We start from the raw sequence: 19,249 nt of genomic DNA, 5'->3' as shown, positions 1-19,249 counted from the left end.
CTTTTATTCTTTTGCTCTTACTTGCATTTGCTTACTTGGTAATGCCTGACCAATTTTATCCTGGATAAAGAACCCCGCGTCCGTCAGTCTGTCTAGATCAACACCTGTATCAATGCCCATTTCATGAATCATATGGACAAGGTCGTCCGTTGCAAGGTTTCCTGTAGCCCCTTTGGCATATGGACATCCACCAAGGCCACCCAGTGAACCGTCAAAGGTATGATATCCTAACTGTAAGGCAGTTACCGTGTTTGCTAGCGCCATACCTCTCGTGTCGTGAAAATGCAATGCAATCTGATCTTTTAAAAGAATATGTTCCATTTTGCACAAGAAATCGTGAACTTGACGAGGGTTTGCCACACCAATCGTGTCACCTAGTGAAAGCTCGTCAATTCCCATATCAAAAAGACGCTGACAAACATCGACTACTTGATTTTCATCTACTGAACCTTCATAAGGGCAACCAAAAACAGTTGATACATAGCCTCTGACTGTTTTTCCGGCTTCTTTAGCACCAGTGACAACTTCCTGCAGCACTGGATAAGTTTCTTCAATGGATTTATTAATATTTTTCTTATTATGCGTTTCGCTGGCTGACATGAAAATCGATACTTCATCTACGTCAGCTTCCAATGCTCGCTCCAACCCCTTCATGTTTGGGACTAGAGCTGCATACGTAACGCCTTCTTTACGTTTGATGGACTGAGCAACCTCAACGGCGTCCTTTAGTTGTGGAATCCAGTTCGGGTGTACAAATGAAGTGATCTCAATGTAGGACAAGCCTGACTCAGAGAGTTGATTGATCCATGCAATTTTATCTTCCGTAGATATTTCCTTCTTTTCATTTTGCAAGCCATCGCGTGGGCCGACTTCTTTAATCGTAACTTGTTCTGGTAAATCCATAAATGTTCGGTGCCTCCCTAGCTTATTCAATGACAGCGAGAACATCTCCTTCGTTTACAAAGTCACCTTCCGATACTTTTAATTCTTTAATCGTGCCAGCTGATTCTGCCGGAATTGGAATTTCCATTTTCATCGATTCCAAGATGACTACATCTTGATCTTCTTCCACTTGGTCACCTTCATTCAAAACAATTTTCCATACGTTTCCTGCCATTGATGATTTTAATTCCATTTTATATTCCTCCTATTTGTTTGTTATGTGTTCTTGGATAAATGATGTTTGTGTATTACCATCTTGAAATGCTTGATTAGCAGCTATATTTAACAATAGTGGGATGTTCGTCTTTATTCCTTCTACTTTGTACATGGATAGGGCCGTCTCTAATCGACTGATCGCTTCGTTTCGGTCTTTGCCTTTAACAATCAACTTCGCAACCATTGGATCGTAAAAAGGTGTGATTTTAAATCCTTTTTTTATGGATTGATCATTCCGAATGAATTCCTCTTTTGGAATGATTAAGTCTTCGATTGTACCTGGAGACGGAAAAAACGTCTTCGGATCCTCTGCATAAATGCGGGCTTCAATTGCATGACCCTGGATTTGTACCAGCCCTTGATTAATCGCGAGTTCTTCACCACTGGCAATACGAATCTGTTGTTCAACAAGATCGATGCCTGTGATCTCTTCGGTAACTGGGTGTTCCACTTGAAGTCTTGTATTCATTTCAAGAAAATAATAGTTTTGATCTTCGTCTACTAAAAATTCAAGTGTCCCGGCATTCCGATAGCCTAAGGATTTGACGGCTTGCACCGCCTTTTCACCCATTTCACGTCTTGTTTCTTCCGTTAAAAGTGGTGATGGTGCTTCTTCAATGACTTTCTGATGTCGACGTTGAATGGAACACTCACGATCATATAAATGAACCGCATTTCCGTGATGGTCACCTAGCACTTGGATTTCAACATGGTGGGCATCTTCTATGACTTTTTCAATAAATAGAGTGCCGTTACCGAAAAATTGTTCCGCACGGTGTGCATTGGATTCAATCGCTTTTTCCAGCTCCGATTCGCTTTTCACAATCTCCATTCCAATACCGCCACCGCCGTATGACGCCTTTACCATTACAGGGTAACCGATCTCATTCGCAACCTCTTTTGCCGCGTCAACTGTTTCAACGGGTTCGTTTGTACCCGGAATAATGGGAACTCCCGCTTCTTCCATCGCTTTTCTTGCGGATAATTTACTGCCCATTTTTTCAATCACATCTGGTGTCGGTCCAATAAAGGTAATGCCCTCTTCCTCGCAACGTCTAGCAAATGAAGCATTTTCACTTAATAGTCCATACCCTGGGTGAATCGCTTCTACTTCGGCTTCTTTGGCAATTTCGAAGATTTTATCCATGTTTAAATAGCTTTCATTGACACGTGATCCCCCAAGAGGATAAGCAACATCTGCTTCTTCCACATACGGTGAGTCTTCATCCGGGTCGGAATATACGGCCACGGACTTAATGTTTAATTGCTTACATGTTTTGATGATACGTGAAGCTATTTCTCCTCTGTTTGCGATTAGAATAGATTGAAACATAATAACCTCCTGTAACTGTGACTTAGTCGATTTGAATTAAATCTTTTGCTTGTTCTCTTAATCGGTATTTTTGAACTTTCCCACTTGCTGTCATTGGGTATTCTTCTGTCAACTCAATGTATTTCGGAATTTTATGATGCGAGATTTTACCTTTACAGAACGATTTGATGTTTTCTTCTGTTAAATTGGCACCTTCTTTTGGAATGATCCAGGCCATTAACTCTTCACCGTATTTTGGATCTGGTACACCGACGACTTGAACATCCAACACATCCGGATGTGTAATGATGAATTCTTCAATCTCCCGTGGGTAAATATTTTCTCCACCACGGATGACCATGTCTTTCATTCTACCAGTCACTTGGAAATAACCATCTTCATCCATGATTCCGATATCACCCGTATGCAGCCATCCATCCTCATCAATCGTCGCATTCGTCTCTTCTTCATTTTTATAATAACCTGCCATGACGTGGTAACCACGAGTCACGATTTCACCAGGTTCATTTGGAGGAAGTGTTTGATTTGTACCTGGTTCAACGATCTTTGCTTCGACATTCGGATGAACTTTTCCAACGGATGTCGTTCGGATTTCTATTGAATCAGTCGGTCGAGTTTGTGTAAAAACGGGCGATGTTTCTGTTTGTCCGTAACAGATGGTTACTTCAGAAGCACCCATTTTATGAATGACATCATTCATGACTTCTTTCGGACAATTGGAACCGGCCATGATTCCTGTACGAATTGACGAGAGATCAAATTGGTCAAATTCAGGATTATTCAACTCTCCAATGAACATTGTCGGAACACCGTGTAATGCTGTACATTTTTCATCTTGAACAGCTTGTAAAACAACTTCAGGATTGTATTGTTCAATCATCACCATTGTGCCTCCTTTGGAGACTGTTGCTAACGTACTCATCACACAGCCGAAACAGTGAAAGAGTGGCACTGGCACACATAAACGATCTTCACCTGTAAAATTCATTCCCTCGGCAACCTGTTTTCCGTTGTTGACGATATTATAGTGGGTCAACATCACACCTTTAGGAAAACCGGTTGTACCTGAAGTGTATTGCATGTTGATAATGTCATCGTGATGAAGTGATTCTTTTCTTTTTCGTAGATCTTCATCTGAAACATCTTTTGCTTTTTGCAGTAACTCATCCCATGTGTAGCAGCCTGCAATTTGTTTTTCCCCTAGAACGATGACTCGTTTTAATTTCGGAACTTTATCACTGTTCAGTTGCCCCGGTTCACTGTTTTTCAGTTCGGGAGCTACTTCATTAACGATATCTACATAGGATGTTCCTTTAAAATTTTCTGCTAGAATTAATGTTGTTGTGTCTGATTGATTCAGTAAATATTCCAATTCTGCTGCTTGATAACTGGTATTCACCGTCACTAATACAGCGCCCATTTTTCCTGTAGCAAACTGAGTCAAGACCCATTCCGGTTTATTGTCAGCCCAAATTGCGATATGCTCACCTTTTTCAACACCGAGAGCCATAAGCGCTTTAGCTGTCTCATTCACTTTTTCATCGAACTCTTGATAAGTCCAACGAATACCCTTCTCAGGATAAACGACAGCTTCATGGTTTGGTCTCTCATCCACTTTTTCTTCTAGCAATTCGCCAATGGTTGACGTCAGTAGACTCATATGCAATCCTCCTTTTTAATCTAGCATCCTAATTGCCGAGCGATCACCATTCGTTGAATTTCTGAGGTTCCCTCACCGATTTCCAACAGCTTGGCATCCCGTAAAAATCGTTCAACTTCGTATTCTCTCATGTAACCATAACCACCAAGTATTTGAATTGCTTGGTTTGCTGATCGCGTCGCCGTTTCTGTTGCAAACAATTTTGCATAAGCAGCTTCTTTCGTAAACGGCTTTCCGTTATCTTTCAGCCATGCGGCTTTCATAACCATATTGCGAGCCAATTCGACTTCCATAGCCATATCGGCCAATTTAAATTGAATCGCTTGGAAGGAAGAAATTGGTTTCCCAAACTGTTTCCTTTCCTTCGCATAAGCCAACGCGCGGTCCAGCGAAGCTTGAGCAATTCCGACACCTAACGCTGCAATTGAAATTCTTCCGCCATCTAACGTACGCAAAAATTGCTTGAAGCCAGCGTCAGGATCACCTAATAGATTCTCTTTTGGAACTCTTACATCTTCTAATACAATTTCAGCTGTGTTAGAACCTCTGACACCCATTTTATCGTAATTATCAGAAATTTTTAAGCCTGGACTATCGGTTGGAACGATAATTGCTGAAATGATATTTTTACCTCGAGAATCTTTTCCGGTAACGGCCGTTACAATAATTTGCTTGGCATAGGAAGCATTTGTAATAAAGCACTTCTCTCCGTTGATTACGTATTCGTCACCTTCCAGGTTGGCTGTTGTTTTTGTCCCACCGGCATCAGAGCCTGCATTTGGCTCCGTCAATCCGAATGATCCTAGCGCTTCCCCTTCTGCAAGCGGTTTCAAAAATTTCTTTCTTTGTTCGTCCGTTCCAAACATATAAATCGGACTGGAACCAAGTGAAACAGCTGCCGCATAGCTTAGTCCTGTACTCCCACATACACGACCAATTTCTTCAACGGCTAGTGCATAGGTTACAGTATCGCCGCCAGAACCACCCTCTTCTTCCGGAAAAGGAATTCCCAGTAACCCTAGTTCACCCATTTCTTTAAATAGATCTTCGGGAAAATCAGCCTTTGTGTCAATATCAATTGCCCTTGGCTTGATTTTGTCTACCGCAAAATCGCGAACCATCTTTCTCGTCATTTCCTGTTCTTTCGTCAATTCGAAATTCATGAACATTCCTCCCTTAATTGCTTTTATTGAATTTCAAAGCCACACACTATTGAGACCGACTGGTTGGTCTGTAAACTCTTAAATAAAAACGCTTTGAATTAAGCGATTGTTAGATACTTCAAAAATTCAATTCGACGTATAATGAAGAAGCTTCATACTCTTTTAGGGCTTCATCTGTCAGTAAGCCATGCATTAAAAGGTCTATATAGACAGATGACACTTGTTCAATATCCTTCTCACCATCTCGTTGATACCATTTATACGTCCAGTTGACCATGCCTAGAATTGACATCGTGGTGATCGTTGGAGGTAAACTTCCTCTGAAATCTCCAGATTGCTGACCATCATTGATCACTTCATAGATGATTCGTTTGAACTCATTCCGTTTTTGTTTAATGATTTCTTCATATTCTTGTTTTAAATACTTATTTTCTTGATAAAAAACGGTAATATGTTCATTGTACAGGTCAAACACACGAACAAAAGACTTTAAAATTTCATGCAACTGTTTCATTGGGCGGTCATATTTTTCTTTTGCCGAGTGTGCTTCACTTAGAACATATGTAATAAACTTATCGTGGATGACATATAAAAGTTCATCTTTTGATGAAAAATGATGATAAAATCCGCCTTTTGATGTCGCAGAATCATTCACTAAATCTTGAACGCTCACACCGTGGAAGCCTTTCTCAGAAAATAACTTCAATGATGAAGCGATGATTTTCTCACGTAAACTCATGACCCCTCCCCACCTTTTTTATCATATTATCACATTTGTTAAAAAAGTAAAACAATTCACTTATTTTTTTAATGATAAAGAGGCTGAGATCACATTGTTGTCATCTCAGCCTCTTTTAAATAACACTGTATTTTGTTTAGATTGATTTTTTTCTCTACCGATTAAAATCAATGAAATAAACCGGCGTCCTTAGATTTTTTCATCAATTTGTCTGTATGTTTGTTAATTACATTTTTCAGTAACGTTCCGAATAACAAGGCTCCGATCCCAAATAAACTGAGAATAATCATGTCGTGAATTGCCGACTCCCATATAATGCCCCCGACCGCTTCACGCATTAAATCAATTGCATAGGTGAAAGGAAGGAATGGGCTAATTGCCTGGAACAGTTTTGGTAATAAAATAACTGGGTACGTACCACCTGCACCAGCAATTTGCAGAACGAGTAAAACAATGACCATTGCTTTTCCGACATCGCCAAAGACCGATACGAGTGTATAGATCAATGTCATAAAAACGATACTAATTATCAATCCGAATAAGACAAACCAAACAGGATGTGCAATATACGAACCAATCAATAACCAGTCACCTAACGTTACGACAAGAGTTTGCAATAATCCGATTGTAAGGAAGGTAAACATCCTACCAAAGTAACGTTCTCGGCCAGTTAGACCTTCTCTATCATGTACATCAACGGCCAGTAATGAAATCAGCAACAAACCACCGACCCATATAGCTAAAACAGTATAAAATGGCGTCATTCCTGAACCATAGTTTGGAATTGGGAAGAGCTCATTTTTGCTCAACTTGACAGGTTCCTCAAAAAAGTTTTTTTCTGCTTCAGGATCATTCCGTAATAATTCGATCATTTCATTAATATCTGTTTCACCCTGAATTTCTCGAATTCGATCCGCGAGTTCATTGATTTTACTATTCACATATGGATATTCACCAAGAATCGTATTCAACATTCCTTGACCATCACCAATATGGGTTTCAGTACTGGACAAGACTTCTTTAACTTCCGGAATTGTTGACTTGATCTCTGACAAAATATCATCTGCACTCGTTAACGTTTGTTGAGCATCGCTAATTTTTTGTTTCACTACCGGCTCAATATTTTCTTTATAGTCTTTCAAAAAATCCCCTATTTTATTTGCTGTGTTAGCAGATAACTCCTCTAAGTCTGTGACAACAGAGTCGACTTCCTGTTTTTTATCCTCAATAAATGCAGTGATATTTTGACCATTATCTTGCACTTCCTCAAGCGCCTCACGTAATATGCTTAGTCGTTCCAATGCATCATCAATCACTTGATCATTATCACTGTTGTTATTTTGGATGTCCTGTTGGTTACCATTTTGCTCATGATTTTCCTGATCTGTTGAACCGTCTCCATTGCTCTCATTTTCTTGCTCACTGTCTTTATTTTGTTGTGCTTGATTCATTTCTTTCAGCTGTTTTAAATCACTTTCAATTTCATCCAAACGACTAGTCGCATCATCCAATGAACGATCAATGCTTTGTTGCAGCTCTTTCCCTTCACTGAAGTCAATATTCATATTTTTTGCATCTTGAAGTAGTTTGTTAATATCTTCCGCGGTGTTTTGAGCCTTCTCCAAATCCGTTTCAATTTGGGGTGCCATTTCATTTAACCGATCTTCAGCTTTTGATAATAAATCAGCTGTTTCATTCACAGTTTGAAGACCATCATTTGTTGTCCGTTCAGCTTTTGGCAATTTGTTTTGGGCTTTATTAATAATCGATTGTGCATTTTTCGTGTCTTCAAGTCCGTTCGAGACCAACTCGTATATTTCTGGTAACTGTTTCTCCATCTCAAAAATATAATTTTCAAACTGCTTGATATCTGGTAACTTATCGTTCAACTCTATGCCAATATCATCAAACATCTCAAAAATAACGCCATTCACTGCAGAAATAAAATTACTGCTAACCTGTTGTACTATCGTGCTAGCACCTTTATCCGTTATTTTTGGTGAAACAGCATTAATTTTTTCGTTTACGTAATATTCCATCTCGCTCTTTTTAGGTTCATTGGATATAACCGATGATAAATTTTCCGAGAAATCCTCTGGTATGACAATAACCGCGAAATAATCACCATATTTTAAATTTTTCATTGCTTTTTCTCGGTTCGTGAAATGCCAATCCATTGACTGATTGTTTTCAAGTGTTTCGACTAGGTCTGTACCCACATTAATTTTGTTTTCCTTAATCTCGCCTCCTGAATCTTCATTGACAACACCGATTGGAATTTGATCGGTTTGACTATAGGGATCCCATGAGGCTTCTATATTAAACCACGCGTATAAAGAGGGTAATAAAATAAGTCCGCCAATTAAAATAGCAGCGACCCAATTACGTGATATATTCTTCAAATCTTGGAAGTAAATTTTCCAGCTGTTCTTCATGTATATACCTTCTTTACTTTTGATCGTTTAGGTTTTGCTCTTATTTAGGATGATCAAAATCGCTAGAATATTTTGTTATGAATAATCAAGGGTCTCCATGCCTTTACTTCTTACTACATACTAACCCATTTTAAGACCTCACAGAAATGCCCGTGATAACGGAGTATCATGGACAAGATATTGTTTCTTCATTAAGAATTTTCTCCAGGATCAATGAGATTACTCACCCGAAGTGAAATACTCCCGGTAACGAGCCTCTACTTGCGTATCGATCACTGGTCCGGTTTGATCTGTGTCTACCACAAATGACCCATTACTGTACCTGTCGGCTGTTTTTAGGTTCAATGGCATAACTGTTTCAATTATACCTTTCTCTGTTCGTAGCTGGACGGTTGTGTCTTCGCTAACTAAATGGAAACCAACAAGCTGATGTGCATTCCGCTTCAGTTCTCTCAGCATCGCTAACCCACGTTTCGCTCGAGTGCTTTGCTCGAACTGTGACAGATTCATTCGTTTACATGCACCACGATGTGTGACGACAAAAAGTGACGGATCACTTAAGTCATCAAAAATCTCACCATTAATAATGTATTCGTCTTTCTTCAGCTGCATGGATTTTACACCACCGGCTTTAATTCCTATAGGGTTAACTTCTGACTCATGGAACCAGAGACCAAACCCTTTATTGTTAGCAATGAATATCTCTTGATTTCCATCCGTCAAATGTACATTGATCACTTCATCTTCTTTTTTCAGATTCATTCCATTAATCGGTCGTGAATACCGCTGAACTTTATACAGATTTAATGAAGTCTTTTTGATCATGCCATTTTTCGTGACCGATAAAATATATTGCGTCTCAGTAAATTCTCGTACTGGAATGGCTTTGATCACTTTTTCATCACTAGGAATAGAAATGATGTTCGCTACGTGTTGTCCCATGTCTTTCCATTTTATATCTGGAAGTTCATGGATAGGGATGTATAAGTAGTTTCCTTTGTTTGTGAACACAAGTAACGTATCAGTTGTGTTAACCTCCATTAATTGAATAAGTTCATCGCCCTCTTTTCGCTGGAGATCTTCAATGCTTGAGGCACCAAATGAACGAGTGCTTGTCCGCTTGATATAACCATCCCGCGTCAGCGACACAACGATATCTTCTGAAGGGACCAAAACTTCTAAATTGATGGTTAAGTCTTCTATCTCATCTTCAATCCGAGTACGTCGCTCATCATTATGATTTTTCTTGACTAGTCGAAGCTCGTCCTTGATGACTTTCTTCAGAACTTCTTCATTACCGAGAATTTCTTGTAAGCGCTCGATCGTTTCATTTAACTTACTTGCCTCTTCTTCCAAGTCGGTCACATCAGTATTCGTTAAACGATATAATTGAAGCATGACGATGGCTTCTGCTTGTTTTTCTGTAAAGTTGTAAGCGGCGATTAACCGTTCTTTTGCATCTTTTTTGTTTTGTGAAGCACGAATAGTCGCGATGACATCGTCTAAGATTGAAATAGCGTAAATTAAACCTTCAACGATATGTGCTCTTGCTTGGGCTTTATTCAAATCATATTCAGACTGGCGTATAATAACATCTCGCTGGTGATCGATATAAGCATCTAAAAGAACCGGTAAGCTCATTAGCGTTGGTGTACGATTGGATATTGCAATCATATTGAAATTATAATTCACTTGAAGGTCTGTATTTTTATAAAGGTAATTTAAAACCCCTTGACTATCTGCATCTTTCCTCAGTTCAACGACAATTCGTAAACCCGTTCGATCTGTTTCATCGCGAATTTCGTTGATGCCTTCGACTTTCCGGTCAATGCGAAGTTCATCCATCCGTTTGACTAAGTTTGCCTTATTCACCTCATAAGGGATTTCTGTAATGACAATTTGCTTCCGGCCACCTCTTAGCTCTTCTATTTCAGCCAACCCTCGAACGACTACTCTTCCTCTTCCGGTTTCATAAGCTTTTTTAATTCCTTCTTTTCCTTGAATAATTCCTCCAGTCGGAAAGTCAGGTGCTGGCATTTTTTCCATTAATTTATCCAGCGAGGCATTCGGATGGTCAATTTTGTAAATGACTGCATCGATGACTTCCCCTAGGTTATGAGGAGGTATATCAGTTGCATAACCGGAAGAAATACCTGTAGATCCATTGACGAGTAGATTTGGGAACTTTGCTGGCAATACGACAGGTTCATAAGATGTATCATCAAAATTCTCAATGAACTCAACCGTATCTTTACCGATATCCCTCAATAATTCGGAAGCAATACCGGAAAGGCGTGCTTCTGTATAACGCATGGCTGCTGGTGGATCACCATCAACGCTCCCATTATTCCCATGCATTTCAACAAGTTCTTGACGTAATTTCCACTTTTGACTCATCCTTACCAATGCTTCGTATACAGAACTGTCGCCGTGTGGATGGTAGTTACCGATGACTGTCCCTACCGTTTTAGCCGATTTTCGGAAAGCTTTATCATGTGTATTTCCTTCCTCGTGCATCGCATATAAAATTCTTCGTTGTACAGGTTTGAGTCCATCCCGTACATCAGGAAGGGCGCGCTCTTGAATAATATATTTACTATAGCGTCCAAACCGGTCGCCTATAACTTCTTCTAAAGGTAAATCCATTAAATTCGCTTCTTCGGCCACTTTGTTCACTCCTAGTTAACCAATCTATCATTTTCCAGTATTGTGTCGTTCTCTTCTAATCCGAATTCGACATTGCTTTCGATCCATTTCCTTCTTGGTTCAACTTTATCACCCATCAACGTTGCTACACGTCGTTCTGCTTTCGCAACGTCTTCAATGGTTACACGTATAAGCGTTCTGGTTTCTGGGTTCATTGTCGTTTCCCATAACTGGTCATCATTCATTTCACCAAGACCTTTATATCTTTGAATGGTATAACCGGATTTATATTCTTTCAATAATTGATCCATTGCACGCTCGTCCCAAGCATAGTCTTCCTTGTATGTCTTCCCCTTACCTTTGGAAATTTTAAATAAAGGTGGAAGGGCAATGTAGATCTTCCCATGCTCTATTAGTGGTCTCATATATCGATAGAAAAAAGTCAGCAAAAGCACTTGAATGTGCGCGCCGTCCGTATCAGCATCCGTCATGATGATGACTTTTTCATAATTCGAATCTTCTATCGAAAAATCTGCTCCGACGCCTGCATTAATCGTATGAATGATGGTTGAAATCTCTTCGTTTTTGAAAATATCATCGATTTTGGCCTTTTCTGTGTTAATGACCTTGCCTCGAAGCGGAAGAATGGCTTGAAAACGCCTGTCTCTTCCTTGCTTTGCGGAACCACCTGCGGAATCACCCTCTACGAGAAACAACTCGTTTTTGTTTGGGTTTTTCGATTGCGCAGGCGTTAATTTACCACTAAGTAACGCATCTTTTCGTTTGCGCTTTTTACCATTTCTTGCATCTTCACGTGCTTTGCGGGCAGCTTCTCTTGCTTCTCTTGCTTTAATCGCCTTTTTAATCAACAACTGTGCAATTTCAGGATTTTCTTCAAAGAAAAAGGTCAACTTTTCACCCAAGACATTTTCCATGGCACTTTTTGCTTCAGGTGTCCCGAGTTTACTTTTCGTCTGCCCTTCAAATTGCAATAAATCTTCTGGAATACGGACTGAAATAACAGCTGTCAAACCTTCACGAATATCGTTTCCATCTAAATTTTTAGCCTTTTCTTTCAATAACTGCTTGTTTCTTGCATATTCATTGACTGTACGGGTAATCGCCGTTTTCGCTCCAGACTCATGCGTTCCTCCGTCGATTGTTCGCACATTATTGACAAATGACAGGATGTTCTCTGAGTAACCATCATTGTATTGGAATGAAAAATCGACTTCAATTTCATTGTGGATACCTTCAAATGAAATGATTTCATGTAATCCGTCTTTTTCTTCATTCAGATAAGCAACAAATGCTTCAAGACCTTCTTCATACAAGAATTCATCTTTCATGTCATTTCGCTCATCAATCAATTCAATTTTGACACCTTTTAATAGAAAGGCAGTTTCTCTTAGACGCTCAGCTAATAATTCATATTGAAAACGTACCGTTGAAAAAATCGTCGGATCCGCTTTAAAGGTGATTTTTGTACCAGTTTTATTCGTATTTCCATGTTCTTCTAGTGTGGTGACTGGTTTTCCACCGTTTTCAAATCGCTGACGAAACTTCTTTCCATTCCGGAAAATATCAACTTCAAGCCATTCAGAGAGTGCGTTAACAACGGAAGCACCAACCCCGTGCAAGCCACCACTGGTCTTGTAACCACCTTGGCCGAATTTACCTCCTGCATGAAGTACCGTCAGAATAACTTCCGGCGTTGGCTTTCCGGTCTTATGCATGCCTGTTGGCATTCCGCGTCCCGCATCAATGACTGAAATTGACTCATCTTTATGTATCTTTACGGTAATCACTTGTCCATAACCCGCTAACACTTCATCAACAGCGTTATCAACAATTTCAAAAACTAAATGATGCAGTCCCCTATGATCCGTGCTGCCAATATACATACCAGGCCTTTTACGGACTGCGTCTAGACCTTCGAGCACCTGAATCGATTCATCGGTGTAATTCTGCTTATGATCACTCAATCAAATAACTCCCTTCCAAAACAACTCATCTATTTAATTTCGCTAATTGTTCTCTGTACATTTCACGATAGAAACAGAAAATCCCTGCAAGAGAGCAGAGATTTCAACCAATTGGTTAAGAATTTCCGATTTGTACAGCATGTACAACTTTAATGCATAAGTCCATTATGACGGTAAAATCATGTTCTTTCAATATACCATAAGCTTCTTCATTTTCTACACCTAGTTGAGCCCAAAAGACTTTGCAATCGGTTGTGACTGCATCTTTAGCGATATCCGGAAGAAATTCAGATCGTCTGAACACATTGATGATATCAATTGACTCTGGTACTTCAGCTAATGTTGGATAACTTTTTTCACCAAGCACTTCATCGACTGTAGGGTTGACGGGAATAATCCGATATCCATTTTCCTGCATGATTTTCGCTATTTGATAGGATGTTCTTTCCGGCTTATCGGATAGACCTACGACAGCAATGGTTTTGGCATTCTGTAAAATATTTTTTAGCGTTTCGTTCGAAGGGTTCTGCATAACCGTTCACTCCTTTGCGCTTCTTACCTATTAGAATAGCTTTTTTTGAAATTATTCTCAACTAATCAGTTAGGTACTTGCATAATTACTTCTTCTTTATTGCTATAACTTCTGATAAAATAACACTAGGTCTTAAAGACAGATGGTAACTACCTTACAAGAAACATGTTACAAAATTATTTGTAAAGGGAGAGTTTCAATGGACTATGTTATATATTCTATTATTGCATATTTATTAGGGTCAATTCCGTTCAGTTTGGTCATCGGTAAAACTTTTTATCAAACGGACATTCGCGAACACGGTAGTGGAAATCTTGGAGGCACCAACACATTTCGAGTACTCGGATGGAAAGCCGGTTTGGCTGTAACCATTTTGGACATCTTAAAAGGTACACTTGCTGTTGTGCTTGTCTATCTTTTTGCCGCACAGTTGGAACCCTTAATCGTTGGTGCATTTGCGGTAATCGGGCACTCATTTCCGTTGTTTGCCAAATTTAAAGGCGGGAAGGCTGTAGCCACTTCTGGTGGTGTGCTTCTTGGGGTTAGTCCATTATTATTTGCTATTATTTTTGTTTCGTTTTTCGTCTTTTTAAAGATATCAAAATACGTCTCCCTATCATCCATGCTAACAGGCGTTGTCGCCGTTATTGTTGCGCTATTCATGAGACATATCGGATTGATTATCGTGACGGTGTTATTGGCTACTTTTGTAATCTATCGTCACACGGATAATATTAAACGAATCAAAAATAAAACGGAACCAAAAATTACATGGCTTTAGAGTTTGAGTGATGGGAATAAAGAACAATAAGAGGTGAATATACAGTGAAAAAGATACATGCGTATCGCTTGATGATTGGAATGCTCTTCGTAATCGTTCTCATTTTATTGTTCTTGCCAACACTTTCCGACAAAGAAACAGAAACGTCCTTCGACTCTGAAGCACACGAAGAAGTTCGATATTCTAACCTTTCCTCTAAAAACAAACCTAGCTACGAAACATCCATTACATTGAATGCTATTGGTGATATCCTCGTGCACCAACCGGTTTATGAAGACGCCAAAACAGAAGATGGGTATAATTTCAAGCCAATGTTCGAACCTGTAAAGTCATTGATTTCGGATGCAGACATAACCATCGCTAACCAAGAAACGATTTTAGGTGGTGCAGAACTTGGCCTTTCAACATATCCCTCATTCAACTCACCGTATGAGGTAGCGGATGCTCTCCAATATGTCGGCGTGGATATCGTGTCCATGGCAAACAATCATACATTGGACCGTGGTGAGCAAGCAATCATGAATGCAACGGATTATTTAAGGAAAATTGATATGCGCTATGTTGGATCCTATCGTAATGAAGAAGATCGAAACACACCTCGTATCCTGACTAAAAAAGATATTTCAGTCGGCTTTCTTTCTTATACGTATGGAACGAATGGCATTCCGGTCCCAGAGGGAAAAGACTATTTAGTCAATTATATTGATCAGGAAAAAATAGTAACGGATATTGAAAATTTACAAGACAAAACAGATTTCGTTGTTGTCAGTATGCATTTCGGCACACAATACGAACCTTTGCCGAATGACGAACAAATTTATCTAGCCGATTTACTCACGAATAACGGAGCCGATGTCATCATCGGTCACCACCCTCATGTGTTGCAACCCGTGGATTGGGTCTCAAGCGAAAATAGCCATGATCGTTTTGTTATGTACTCACTAGGTAACTTTTTATCCAATCAAGATGGACTTGATCGAAATATCCGTGCGATCTCACAAATTAAACTCACAAAGAAAAGAACACACAATGAAACAAGTTATCAGATTTCAGATGCTCAAATGATTCCAACGTATAATTACTCAGAGAACAATCGGAATTTTAAGATTGTCCCTCTTTCAGATGCTGATCAATATGGCTTAAAAAATGCTGATCAAATTTACCAAGAAACCATCAAACATTTGCAATCATTCACCGATAAAATTGACTTTCCGACAAACTTCGGGGCGGTTCAATAAATTGAAACAATCCTTTTGAATCGTGTATACTAGAGGTTGTGGTTACAGTGAGATTGCTTTAACCAGAAAGGAGATCTAGATATGGACAACTCATACAATCCAAAACAACTTCCCAGTAAAGAAGAAAGACATAAATTATTCGGTTCTGTACCGCCAGGACCTCGAACAAAGCCTCATGAAAAAGAAAAAATGAAGGATTTACAAAATACAAAGCAAAATTTCTTATTTGAATTAGATGCAGTTGGTATTTCAAATGTTAAACATCCGATTAAAATTACTAGTTCGATGGTACCGGAGACACAGACGACAATCGGTAAATTCTACTTTGCTTCCTCGATCTCCCAAGATTCAAAAGGAACAAATATGAGCCGATTTACTGAACAATTGCATCATTATCATAGCGAAGGTTTTACCTTGAGCATTGAATCATTGAAGCAATTTACCCGTGATTTAAAAGAACGACTTGAACAAAAAGACGCAGAAGTGAAAGTCGAGTTCCCTTGGTTTTTTGAACGTAAAGCCCCTTATACAGATATGGCTGGGATGAACCATGCAGATGCTTGGATTCACGTTCGTTATGATGAGCATGATCATCACCAAATAACTGTCGGCCTTTCCGGTAAAGTGACTACTTTATGTCCTTGTTCTAAGGAAATTAGTGAATATAGCGCGCACAATCAACGAGGTAACATGACGATGGAAGTTGAGCTTGTCGAAGATTTTGATGAGCGTCAAACAGATTGGAAGGCCATGTTGCTTGAAGCTGCGGAATCCAATGCCAGTGCAAGAATCCATCCTGTTTTAAAACGACCGGATGAAAAAATGGTTACTGAGCAGGCTTATGAAAATCCACGATTTGTCGAAGATATGGTACGCCTTGTAGCTGCTGATCTTTATGAACTTGATATCATTGAAAAGTTTTACGTTGCGTGTGAAAACGAAGAATCCATTCATCTACATGATGCAATCGCTTCGGTAACTTATGATAAACGTACGGAATAATGATAAAAAGGTCTGTTGTGTATGAAATATTTGTTGATTGGGCTAGTCAAATTGTATCGGAAATGGATTTCACCACTTCTAGGACCCTCATGTAGGTTTCAGCCTACATGCTCTGAATTTAGCTTAACCGCTATCCAGCGCTTTGGCGCTTTTAAAGGGTTGTATTTAAGTATAAAAAGAATCTTGAAATGCCATCCATTCCATCCTGGCGGCTTCGATCCTGTACCTGACCTGAAGAAACAGGAAAAATCTAACCATTCATAAGGTTGATTGTCAATTTGAAATAGGCATAAAAAAAAGCTGTTCCTTTCCATCCGTTTGGATTAAAGGAACAGCTTTCTCTATTTAAATCGATTTAATTGTTCAAGCATACCTTCTGCTTTTAAAATATCTTCTTGGAAACTTCCAATCAGGTCATAATGAGGATACTTTTCGTGGAAATCAATCCATTCTCTTTTCAACCCATGTTTCTTTCCCCAAGCAACTAGCTTCTCTACATCACAACAACCGACTTTAGTGACGGTTTTCATGGATGGAAAACGATGATCTAACCAATAATGTGTTAAAAAAGCAATTTCTCCGTTTTCAACTTCTTTTTTCCATTGAACAAGCTCTTCTCTTTTAATTCCAAATGCCATTTTTTACGACTCCACTGCATTTAAATAAGTCTCATGTAGTTTAGGGAAATGCTTTTTGATTGAAATCGGTCTAAAATTCGATTTTTTGACGCAAACATGGGTCGATGTACCAGTAACAGATAGCTGATTATCTTCTGTATAAACCTTATATGAATATGTTACTCGAAAACCGTTATATTCTGATATTTTCGTTTCGACTCTCGCAGTTTGTCCATATCTCACAGGCGTCTTATAAGATGCTTGTATGTCTATGACTGGTGCTAAAATCCCCTCTTCTTCCATCGCTAAATAATCAAATCCTAACTGCTCAATTAGCCGGGTCCGTCCGATCTCAAACCAAACAAAATAATTTGAATGATAGACAACCCCCATTTGGTCTGTTTCTTGATAACGTACTACAACATCTGTTTCATTGATAACCATTTTGCTTCTCCCTTTCTTTTCTCTTTAATCTTATCTTATCGTATCATATTTTTTGGTAAATCCGCATGAATGAAAAGGAGTTATCGCCCATGCTTGATATTTTAAAGAGGGAATATTTTCTCAAGGAAGATGATCACTTTAGTTTACATAATAATAGTTATGTAATCTAAAATGTTTTGTGCGATGTAAAAATACCCCGTACAAAGAAAAAATCCTTTCGTACGAGGTAGTCCATAAGTTTAATCTTCTAGACGTTGCTGATACGCATGTTCATCTCGAACTTCATCTCTCATCGCTTCTAGTGATTCTCTTCTTTTCTCATTCTTTTGTCGTATTTGTTCCTTCTGTTCGTCAGAAGCTGTTTCCATTGATGCTTCTGCTTCTCTGAGATTTTGAATCGTATGTTGAATATTTGCTTGTAGTTTCTCAACGTTATCCGAACGATCATCTGGATTTGGATTTCTATCTGACACAATAACCACTCTCCTTCTATTCTTTATTCATTGAGTAGTTTGTCAGAATAGGTGAATGTTATGCATGAGGACTAGCCTGCTTGACCACTTCAAACTTCTGATCCAACCGATCATATATTTTATCGATTTCTTTTGGATCTTTCATGATTCGGTCTTTTTCCTGTTGAATCAGTGTTTGAAAAGATACTTGGTTATTTCTTCGCATCAATCATAACTTCCTTCCTACATAGATTTTCGATTTACATCTACTATGTAGAATTGTCCAATTAAATCTTTTTTATACTTAATCGAGCTTTTTTATTTTTTCCTCCATCTCTTCATATGTCATCGGGCCCACTTGTTTAGGAAGCTGAATGATGCCTTCAGAATTCACGAAATATGTGACGGGCAGGCTCATTGCTTGATAGCGAAGCGTTACTTCACCGGATTCGTCTAGCAGGATTGGAAAAGTAAGATCCCTCTCCTCAACAAATTCTCGCACTTTGTCTACAGATGTTTCAGAGTTCAAAGCATTCACAGCAACGATTTCAACATCATCATACTTGTCTTGAATTTCTTGCATATGAGGCATCTCCTTTCGGCAAGGCGGACACCAGGTTGCCCAGAAATTCACGAAAACCTTTTTACCTTTAAAATCTTGCAACTGTTTTGTTTGTCCATCAAGGGTCTCTAATTGGAAGTTCGGCGGCACGTCTCCAGCCTCAATATCCGTTGTATCTACATCCATGCCATCCGGCTGTATGAAGATCATTCCGTCATCAGAACCGTTTTGAGCATTCTGGTCATCGTCAACAAGATTATATATAATCACTGCACTTAATGTAAGTATGACACCGAGTGCGATCAATCTTTTGAAGATCATTTGCTTTCTTCCTCCTCGATCATTCTCATTCACATTACTGTGATGATGCTAGGGTAAAACCTACTTTATTTACTCTATCATATCAAAAATATGAATAACCATTGACTCGGAAGATAACAAAACTGTGAATACATGACCGATTGGAGAACGTTAAATGCAAAACAAAACCCGAAAGCCGTTA

The 19,249-nt window shown here is 39.1% G+C and carries 19 protein-coding genes; 4 read left to right on the top strand and 15 right to left on the bottom strand.

The window, feature by feature from the left end; genetic code table 11:
* Positions 1-3: 3 nt before the first annotated feature.
* The 10 genes from KQ486_RS00185 to KQ486_RS00140 form a co-directional block, all read right to left on the bottom strand.
* Positions 4-903: a hydroxymethylglutaryl-CoA lyase gene (locus tag KQ486_RS00185; RefSeq protein WP_216686463.1), complete on the bottom strand. Its 900-nt coding sequence runs from the start codon at positions 901-903 to the stop codon at positions 4-6.
* A gap of 22 nt (positions 904-925) precedes the next feature.
* On the bottom strand, positions 926-1,135 hold the full coding sequence (locus KQ486_RS00180) for an acetyl-CoA carboxylase biotin carboxyl carrier protein subunit (RefSeq protein WP_144087855.1): 210 nt from the start codon (positions 1,133-1,135) through the stop codon (positions 926-928).
* Between the two features lie 12 nt (positions 1,136-1,147).
* Positions 1,148-2,491 carry an acetyl-CoA carboxylase biotin carboxylase subunit gene (locus tag KQ486_RS00175; RefSeq protein ID WP_144159070.1) on the bottom strand — a complete coding sequence of 448 codons (1,344 nt, stop codon included), beginning with the start codon at positions 2,489-2,491 and terminating at the stop codon, positions 1,148-1,150.
* Positions 2,492-2,513: 22 nt separating this feature from the next.
* Positions 2,514-4,151: an AMP-binding protein gene (locus tag KQ486_RS00170; RefSeq protein ID WP_216686462.1), complete on the bottom strand. Its 1,638-nt coding sequence runs from the start codon at positions 4,149-4,151 to the stop codon at positions 2,514-2,516.
* 20 nt (positions 4,152-4,171) lie between these two features.
* The gene (locus KQ486_RS00165; RefSeq protein WP_144159076.1) at positions 4,172-5,314 is read right to left on the bottom strand and encodes an acyl-CoA dehydrogenase; all 1,143 of its coding nucleotides are present in this window, start codon (positions 5,312-5,314) and stop codon (positions 4,172-4,174) included.
* A 118-nt stretch (positions 5,315-5,432) separates the two neighbouring features.
* The gene (locus tag KQ486_RS00160; protein WP_144159079.1) at positions 5,433-6,053 is read right to left on the bottom strand and encodes a TetR/AcrR family transcriptional regulator; all 621 of its coding nucleotides are present in this window, start codon (positions 6,051-6,053) and stop codon (positions 5,433-5,435) included.
* A gap of 167 nt (positions 6,054-6,220) precedes the next feature.
* Positions 6,221-8,488 (bottom strand): YhgE/Pip domain-containing protein, encoded by a 2,268-nt coding sequence (locus KQ486_RS00155; protein WP_216686461.1) that lies wholly within the window; start codon positions 8,486-8,488, stop codon positions 6,221-6,223.
* A 219-nt stretch (positions 8,489-8,707) separates the two neighbouring features.
* Positions 8,708-11,155, bottom strand: coding sequence for a DNA topoisomerase IV subunit A (gene parC, locus KQ486_RS00150; RefSeq protein ID WP_375713311.1), 2,448 nt, complete (start codon positions 11,153-11,155; stop codon positions 8,708-8,710).
* 11 nt (positions 11,156-11,166) lie between these two features.
* Positions 11,167-13,119 carry a DNA topoisomerase IV subunit B gene (parE, locus tag KQ486_RS00145; RefSeq protein ID WP_216686460.1) on the bottom strand — a complete coding sequence of 651 codons (1,953 nt, stop codon included), beginning with the start codon at positions 13,117-13,119 and terminating at the stop codon, positions 11,167-11,169.
* A gap of 115 nt (positions 13,120-13,234) precedes the next feature.
* On the bottom strand, positions 13,235-13,651 hold the full coding sequence (locus KQ486_RS00140; RefSeq protein WP_144159087.1) for a CoA-binding protein: 417 nt from the start codon (positions 13,649-13,651) through the stop codon (positions 13,235-13,237).
* 199 nt (positions 13,652-13,850) lie between these two features.
* Here KQ486_RS00140 and plsY point away from each other — a divergent pair, with 199 nt between their 5' ends.
* The 4 genes from plsY (at position 13,851) to yidD (ending at position 16,936) form a co-directional block, all read left to right on the top strand.
* On the top strand, positions 13,851-14,432 hold the full coding sequence (gene plsY, locus KQ486_RS00135) for a glycerol-3-phosphate 1-O-acyltransferase PlsY (RefSeq protein ID WP_144159090.1): 582 nt from the start codon (positions 13,851-13,853) through the stop codon (positions 14,430-14,432).
* A 44-nt stretch (positions 14,433-14,476) separates the two neighbouring features.
* A complete protein-coding gene (locus KQ486_RS00130; protein ID WP_338082053.1) occupies positions 14,477-15,670 on the top strand; it encodes a CapA family protein in 1,194 nt (397 codons plus the stop codon).
* An 81-nt stretch (positions 15,671-15,751) separates the two neighbouring features.
* Positions 15,752-16,672: a GTP cyclohydrolase FolE2 gene (folE2, locus tag KQ486_RS00125; protein ID WP_216686459.1), complete on the top strand. Its 921-nt coding sequence runs from the start codon at positions 15,752-15,754 to the stop codon at positions 16,670-16,672.
* A 21-nt stretch (positions 16,673-16,693) separates the two neighbouring features.
* Positions 16,694-16,936, top strand: a complete 243-nt coding sequence (gene yidD / locus KQ486_RS00120) for a membrane protein insertion efficiency factor YidD (RefSeq protein ID WP_144159096.1) — start codon at positions 16,694-16,696, stop codon at positions 16,934-16,936.
* A 77-nt stretch (positions 16,937-17,013) separates the two neighbouring features.
* Here the strand turns inward: yidD and KQ486_RS00115 are convergent, their stop codons facing one another.
* From KQ486_RS00115 to KQ486_RS00095, 5 genes are all read right to left on the bottom strand, one after another.
* On the bottom strand, positions 17,014-17,310 hold the full coding sequence (locus KQ486_RS00115; RefSeq protein WP_216686458.1) for a hypothetical protein: 297 nt from the start codon (positions 17,308-17,310) through the stop codon (positions 17,014-17,016).
* Positions 17,311-17,313: 3 nt separating this feature from the next.
* The gene (locus KQ486_RS00110; protein ID WP_216686457.1) at positions 17,314-17,733 is read right to left on the bottom strand and encodes an acyl-CoA thioesterase; all 420 of its coding nucleotides are present in this window, start codon (positions 17,731-17,733) and stop codon (positions 17,314-17,316) included.
* Between the two features lie 239 nt (positions 17,734-17,972).
* Entirely contained in the window at positions 17,973-18,206 is a 234-nt protein-coding gene (gene tlp / locus KQ486_RS00105; RefSeq protein WP_216686456.1) for a small acid-soluble spore protein Tlp, read from the bottom strand.
* Between the two features lie 58 nt (positions 18,207-18,264).
* Positions 18,265-18,411 (bottom strand): FbpB family small basic protein, encoded by a 147-nt coding sequence (locus tag KQ486_RS00100; protein ID WP_144159108.1) that lies wholly within the window; start codon positions 18,409-18,411, stop codon positions 18,265-18,267.
* Positions 18,412-18,489: 78 nt separating this feature from the next.
* Positions 18,490-19,068, bottom strand: a complete 579-nt coding sequence (locus KQ486_RS00095; protein ID WP_216686455.1) for a TlpA family protein disulfide reductase — start codon at positions 19,066-19,068, stop codon at positions 18,490-18,492.
* Between the last annotated feature and the right edge of the window lie 181 nt (positions 19,069-19,249).

The sequence above is a fragment of the Allobacillus halotolerans genome (assembly GCF_018967645.1).
Classification (GTDB): Bacteria; Bacillota; Bacilli; order Bacillales; family Alkalibacillaceae; genus Allobacillus; species Allobacillus halotolerans.
Note: the sequence above shows the minus strand (reverse complement) of the source record. Positions and strands in the feature narration are given on the sequence as shown.

What these genes read in the sequence shown, in the direction of transcription:
- KQ486_RS00170 (WP_216686462.1), bottom strand. Translation starts at nt 4,151, where the DNA reads ATGAGTCTACTGACGTCAACCATTGGCGAATTGCTAGAAGAAAAAGTG.
- KQ486_RS00180 (WP_144087855.1), bottom strand. Translation starts at nt 1,135, where the DNA reads ATGGAATTAAAATCATCAATGGCAGGAAACGTATGGAAAATTGTTTTG.
- KQ486_RS00095 (WP_216686455.1), bottom strand. Translation starts at nt 19,068, where the DNA reads ATGATCTTCAAAAGATTGATCGCACTCGGTGTCATACTTACATTAAGT.
- KQ486_RS00140 (WP_144159087.1), bottom strand. Translation starts at nt 13,651, where the DNA reads ATGCAGAACCCTTCGAACGAAACGCTAAAAAATATTTTACAGAATGCC.
- KQ486_RS00160 (WP_144159079.1), bottom strand. Translation starts at nt 6,053, where the DNA reads ATGAGTTTACGTGAGAAAATCATCGCTTCATCATTGAAGTTATTTTCT.
- KQ486_RS00115 (WP_216686458.1), bottom strand. Translation starts at nt 17,310, where the DNA reads ATGGCATTTGGAATTAAAAGAGAAGAGCTTGTTCAATGGAAAAAAGAA.
- KQ486_RS00155 (WP_216686461.1), bottom strand. Translation starts at nt 8,488, where the DNA reads ATGAAGAACAGCTGGAAAATTTACTTCCAAGATTTGAAGAATATATCA.
- KQ486_RS00100 (WP_144159108.1), bottom strand. Translation starts at nt 18,411, where the DNA reads ATGCGAAGAAATAACCAAGTATCTTTTCAAACACTGATTCAACAGGAA.
- plsY (WP_144159090.1), top strand. Translation starts at nt 13,851, where the DNA reads ATGGACTATGTTATATATTCTATTATTGCATATTTATTAGGGTCAATT.
- folE2 (WP_216686459.1), top strand. Translation starts at nt 15,752, where the DNA reads ATGGACAACTCATACAATCCAAAACAACTTCCCAGTAAAGAAGAAAGA.
- yidD (WP_144159096.1), top strand. Translation starts at nt 16,694, where the DNA reads ATGAAATATTTGTTGATTGGGCTAGTCAAATTGTATCGGAAATGGATT.
- KQ486_RS00110 (WP_216686457.1), bottom strand. Translation starts at nt 17,733, where the DNA reads ATGGTTATCAATGAAACAGATGTTGTAGTACGTTATCAAGAAACAGAC.
- KQ486_RS00165 (WP_144159076.1), bottom strand. Translation starts at nt 5,314, where the DNA reads ATGAATTTCGAATTGACGAAAGAACAGGAAATGACGAGAAAGATGGTT.
- KQ486_RS00175 (WP_144159070.1), bottom strand. Translation starts at nt 2,491, where the DNA reads ATGTTTCAATCTATTCTAATCGCAAACAGAGGAGAAATAGCTTCACGT.
- KQ486_RS00185 (WP_216686463.1), bottom strand. Translation starts at nt 903, where the DNA reads ATGGATTTACCAGAACAAGTTACGATTAAAGAAGTCGGCCCACGCGAT.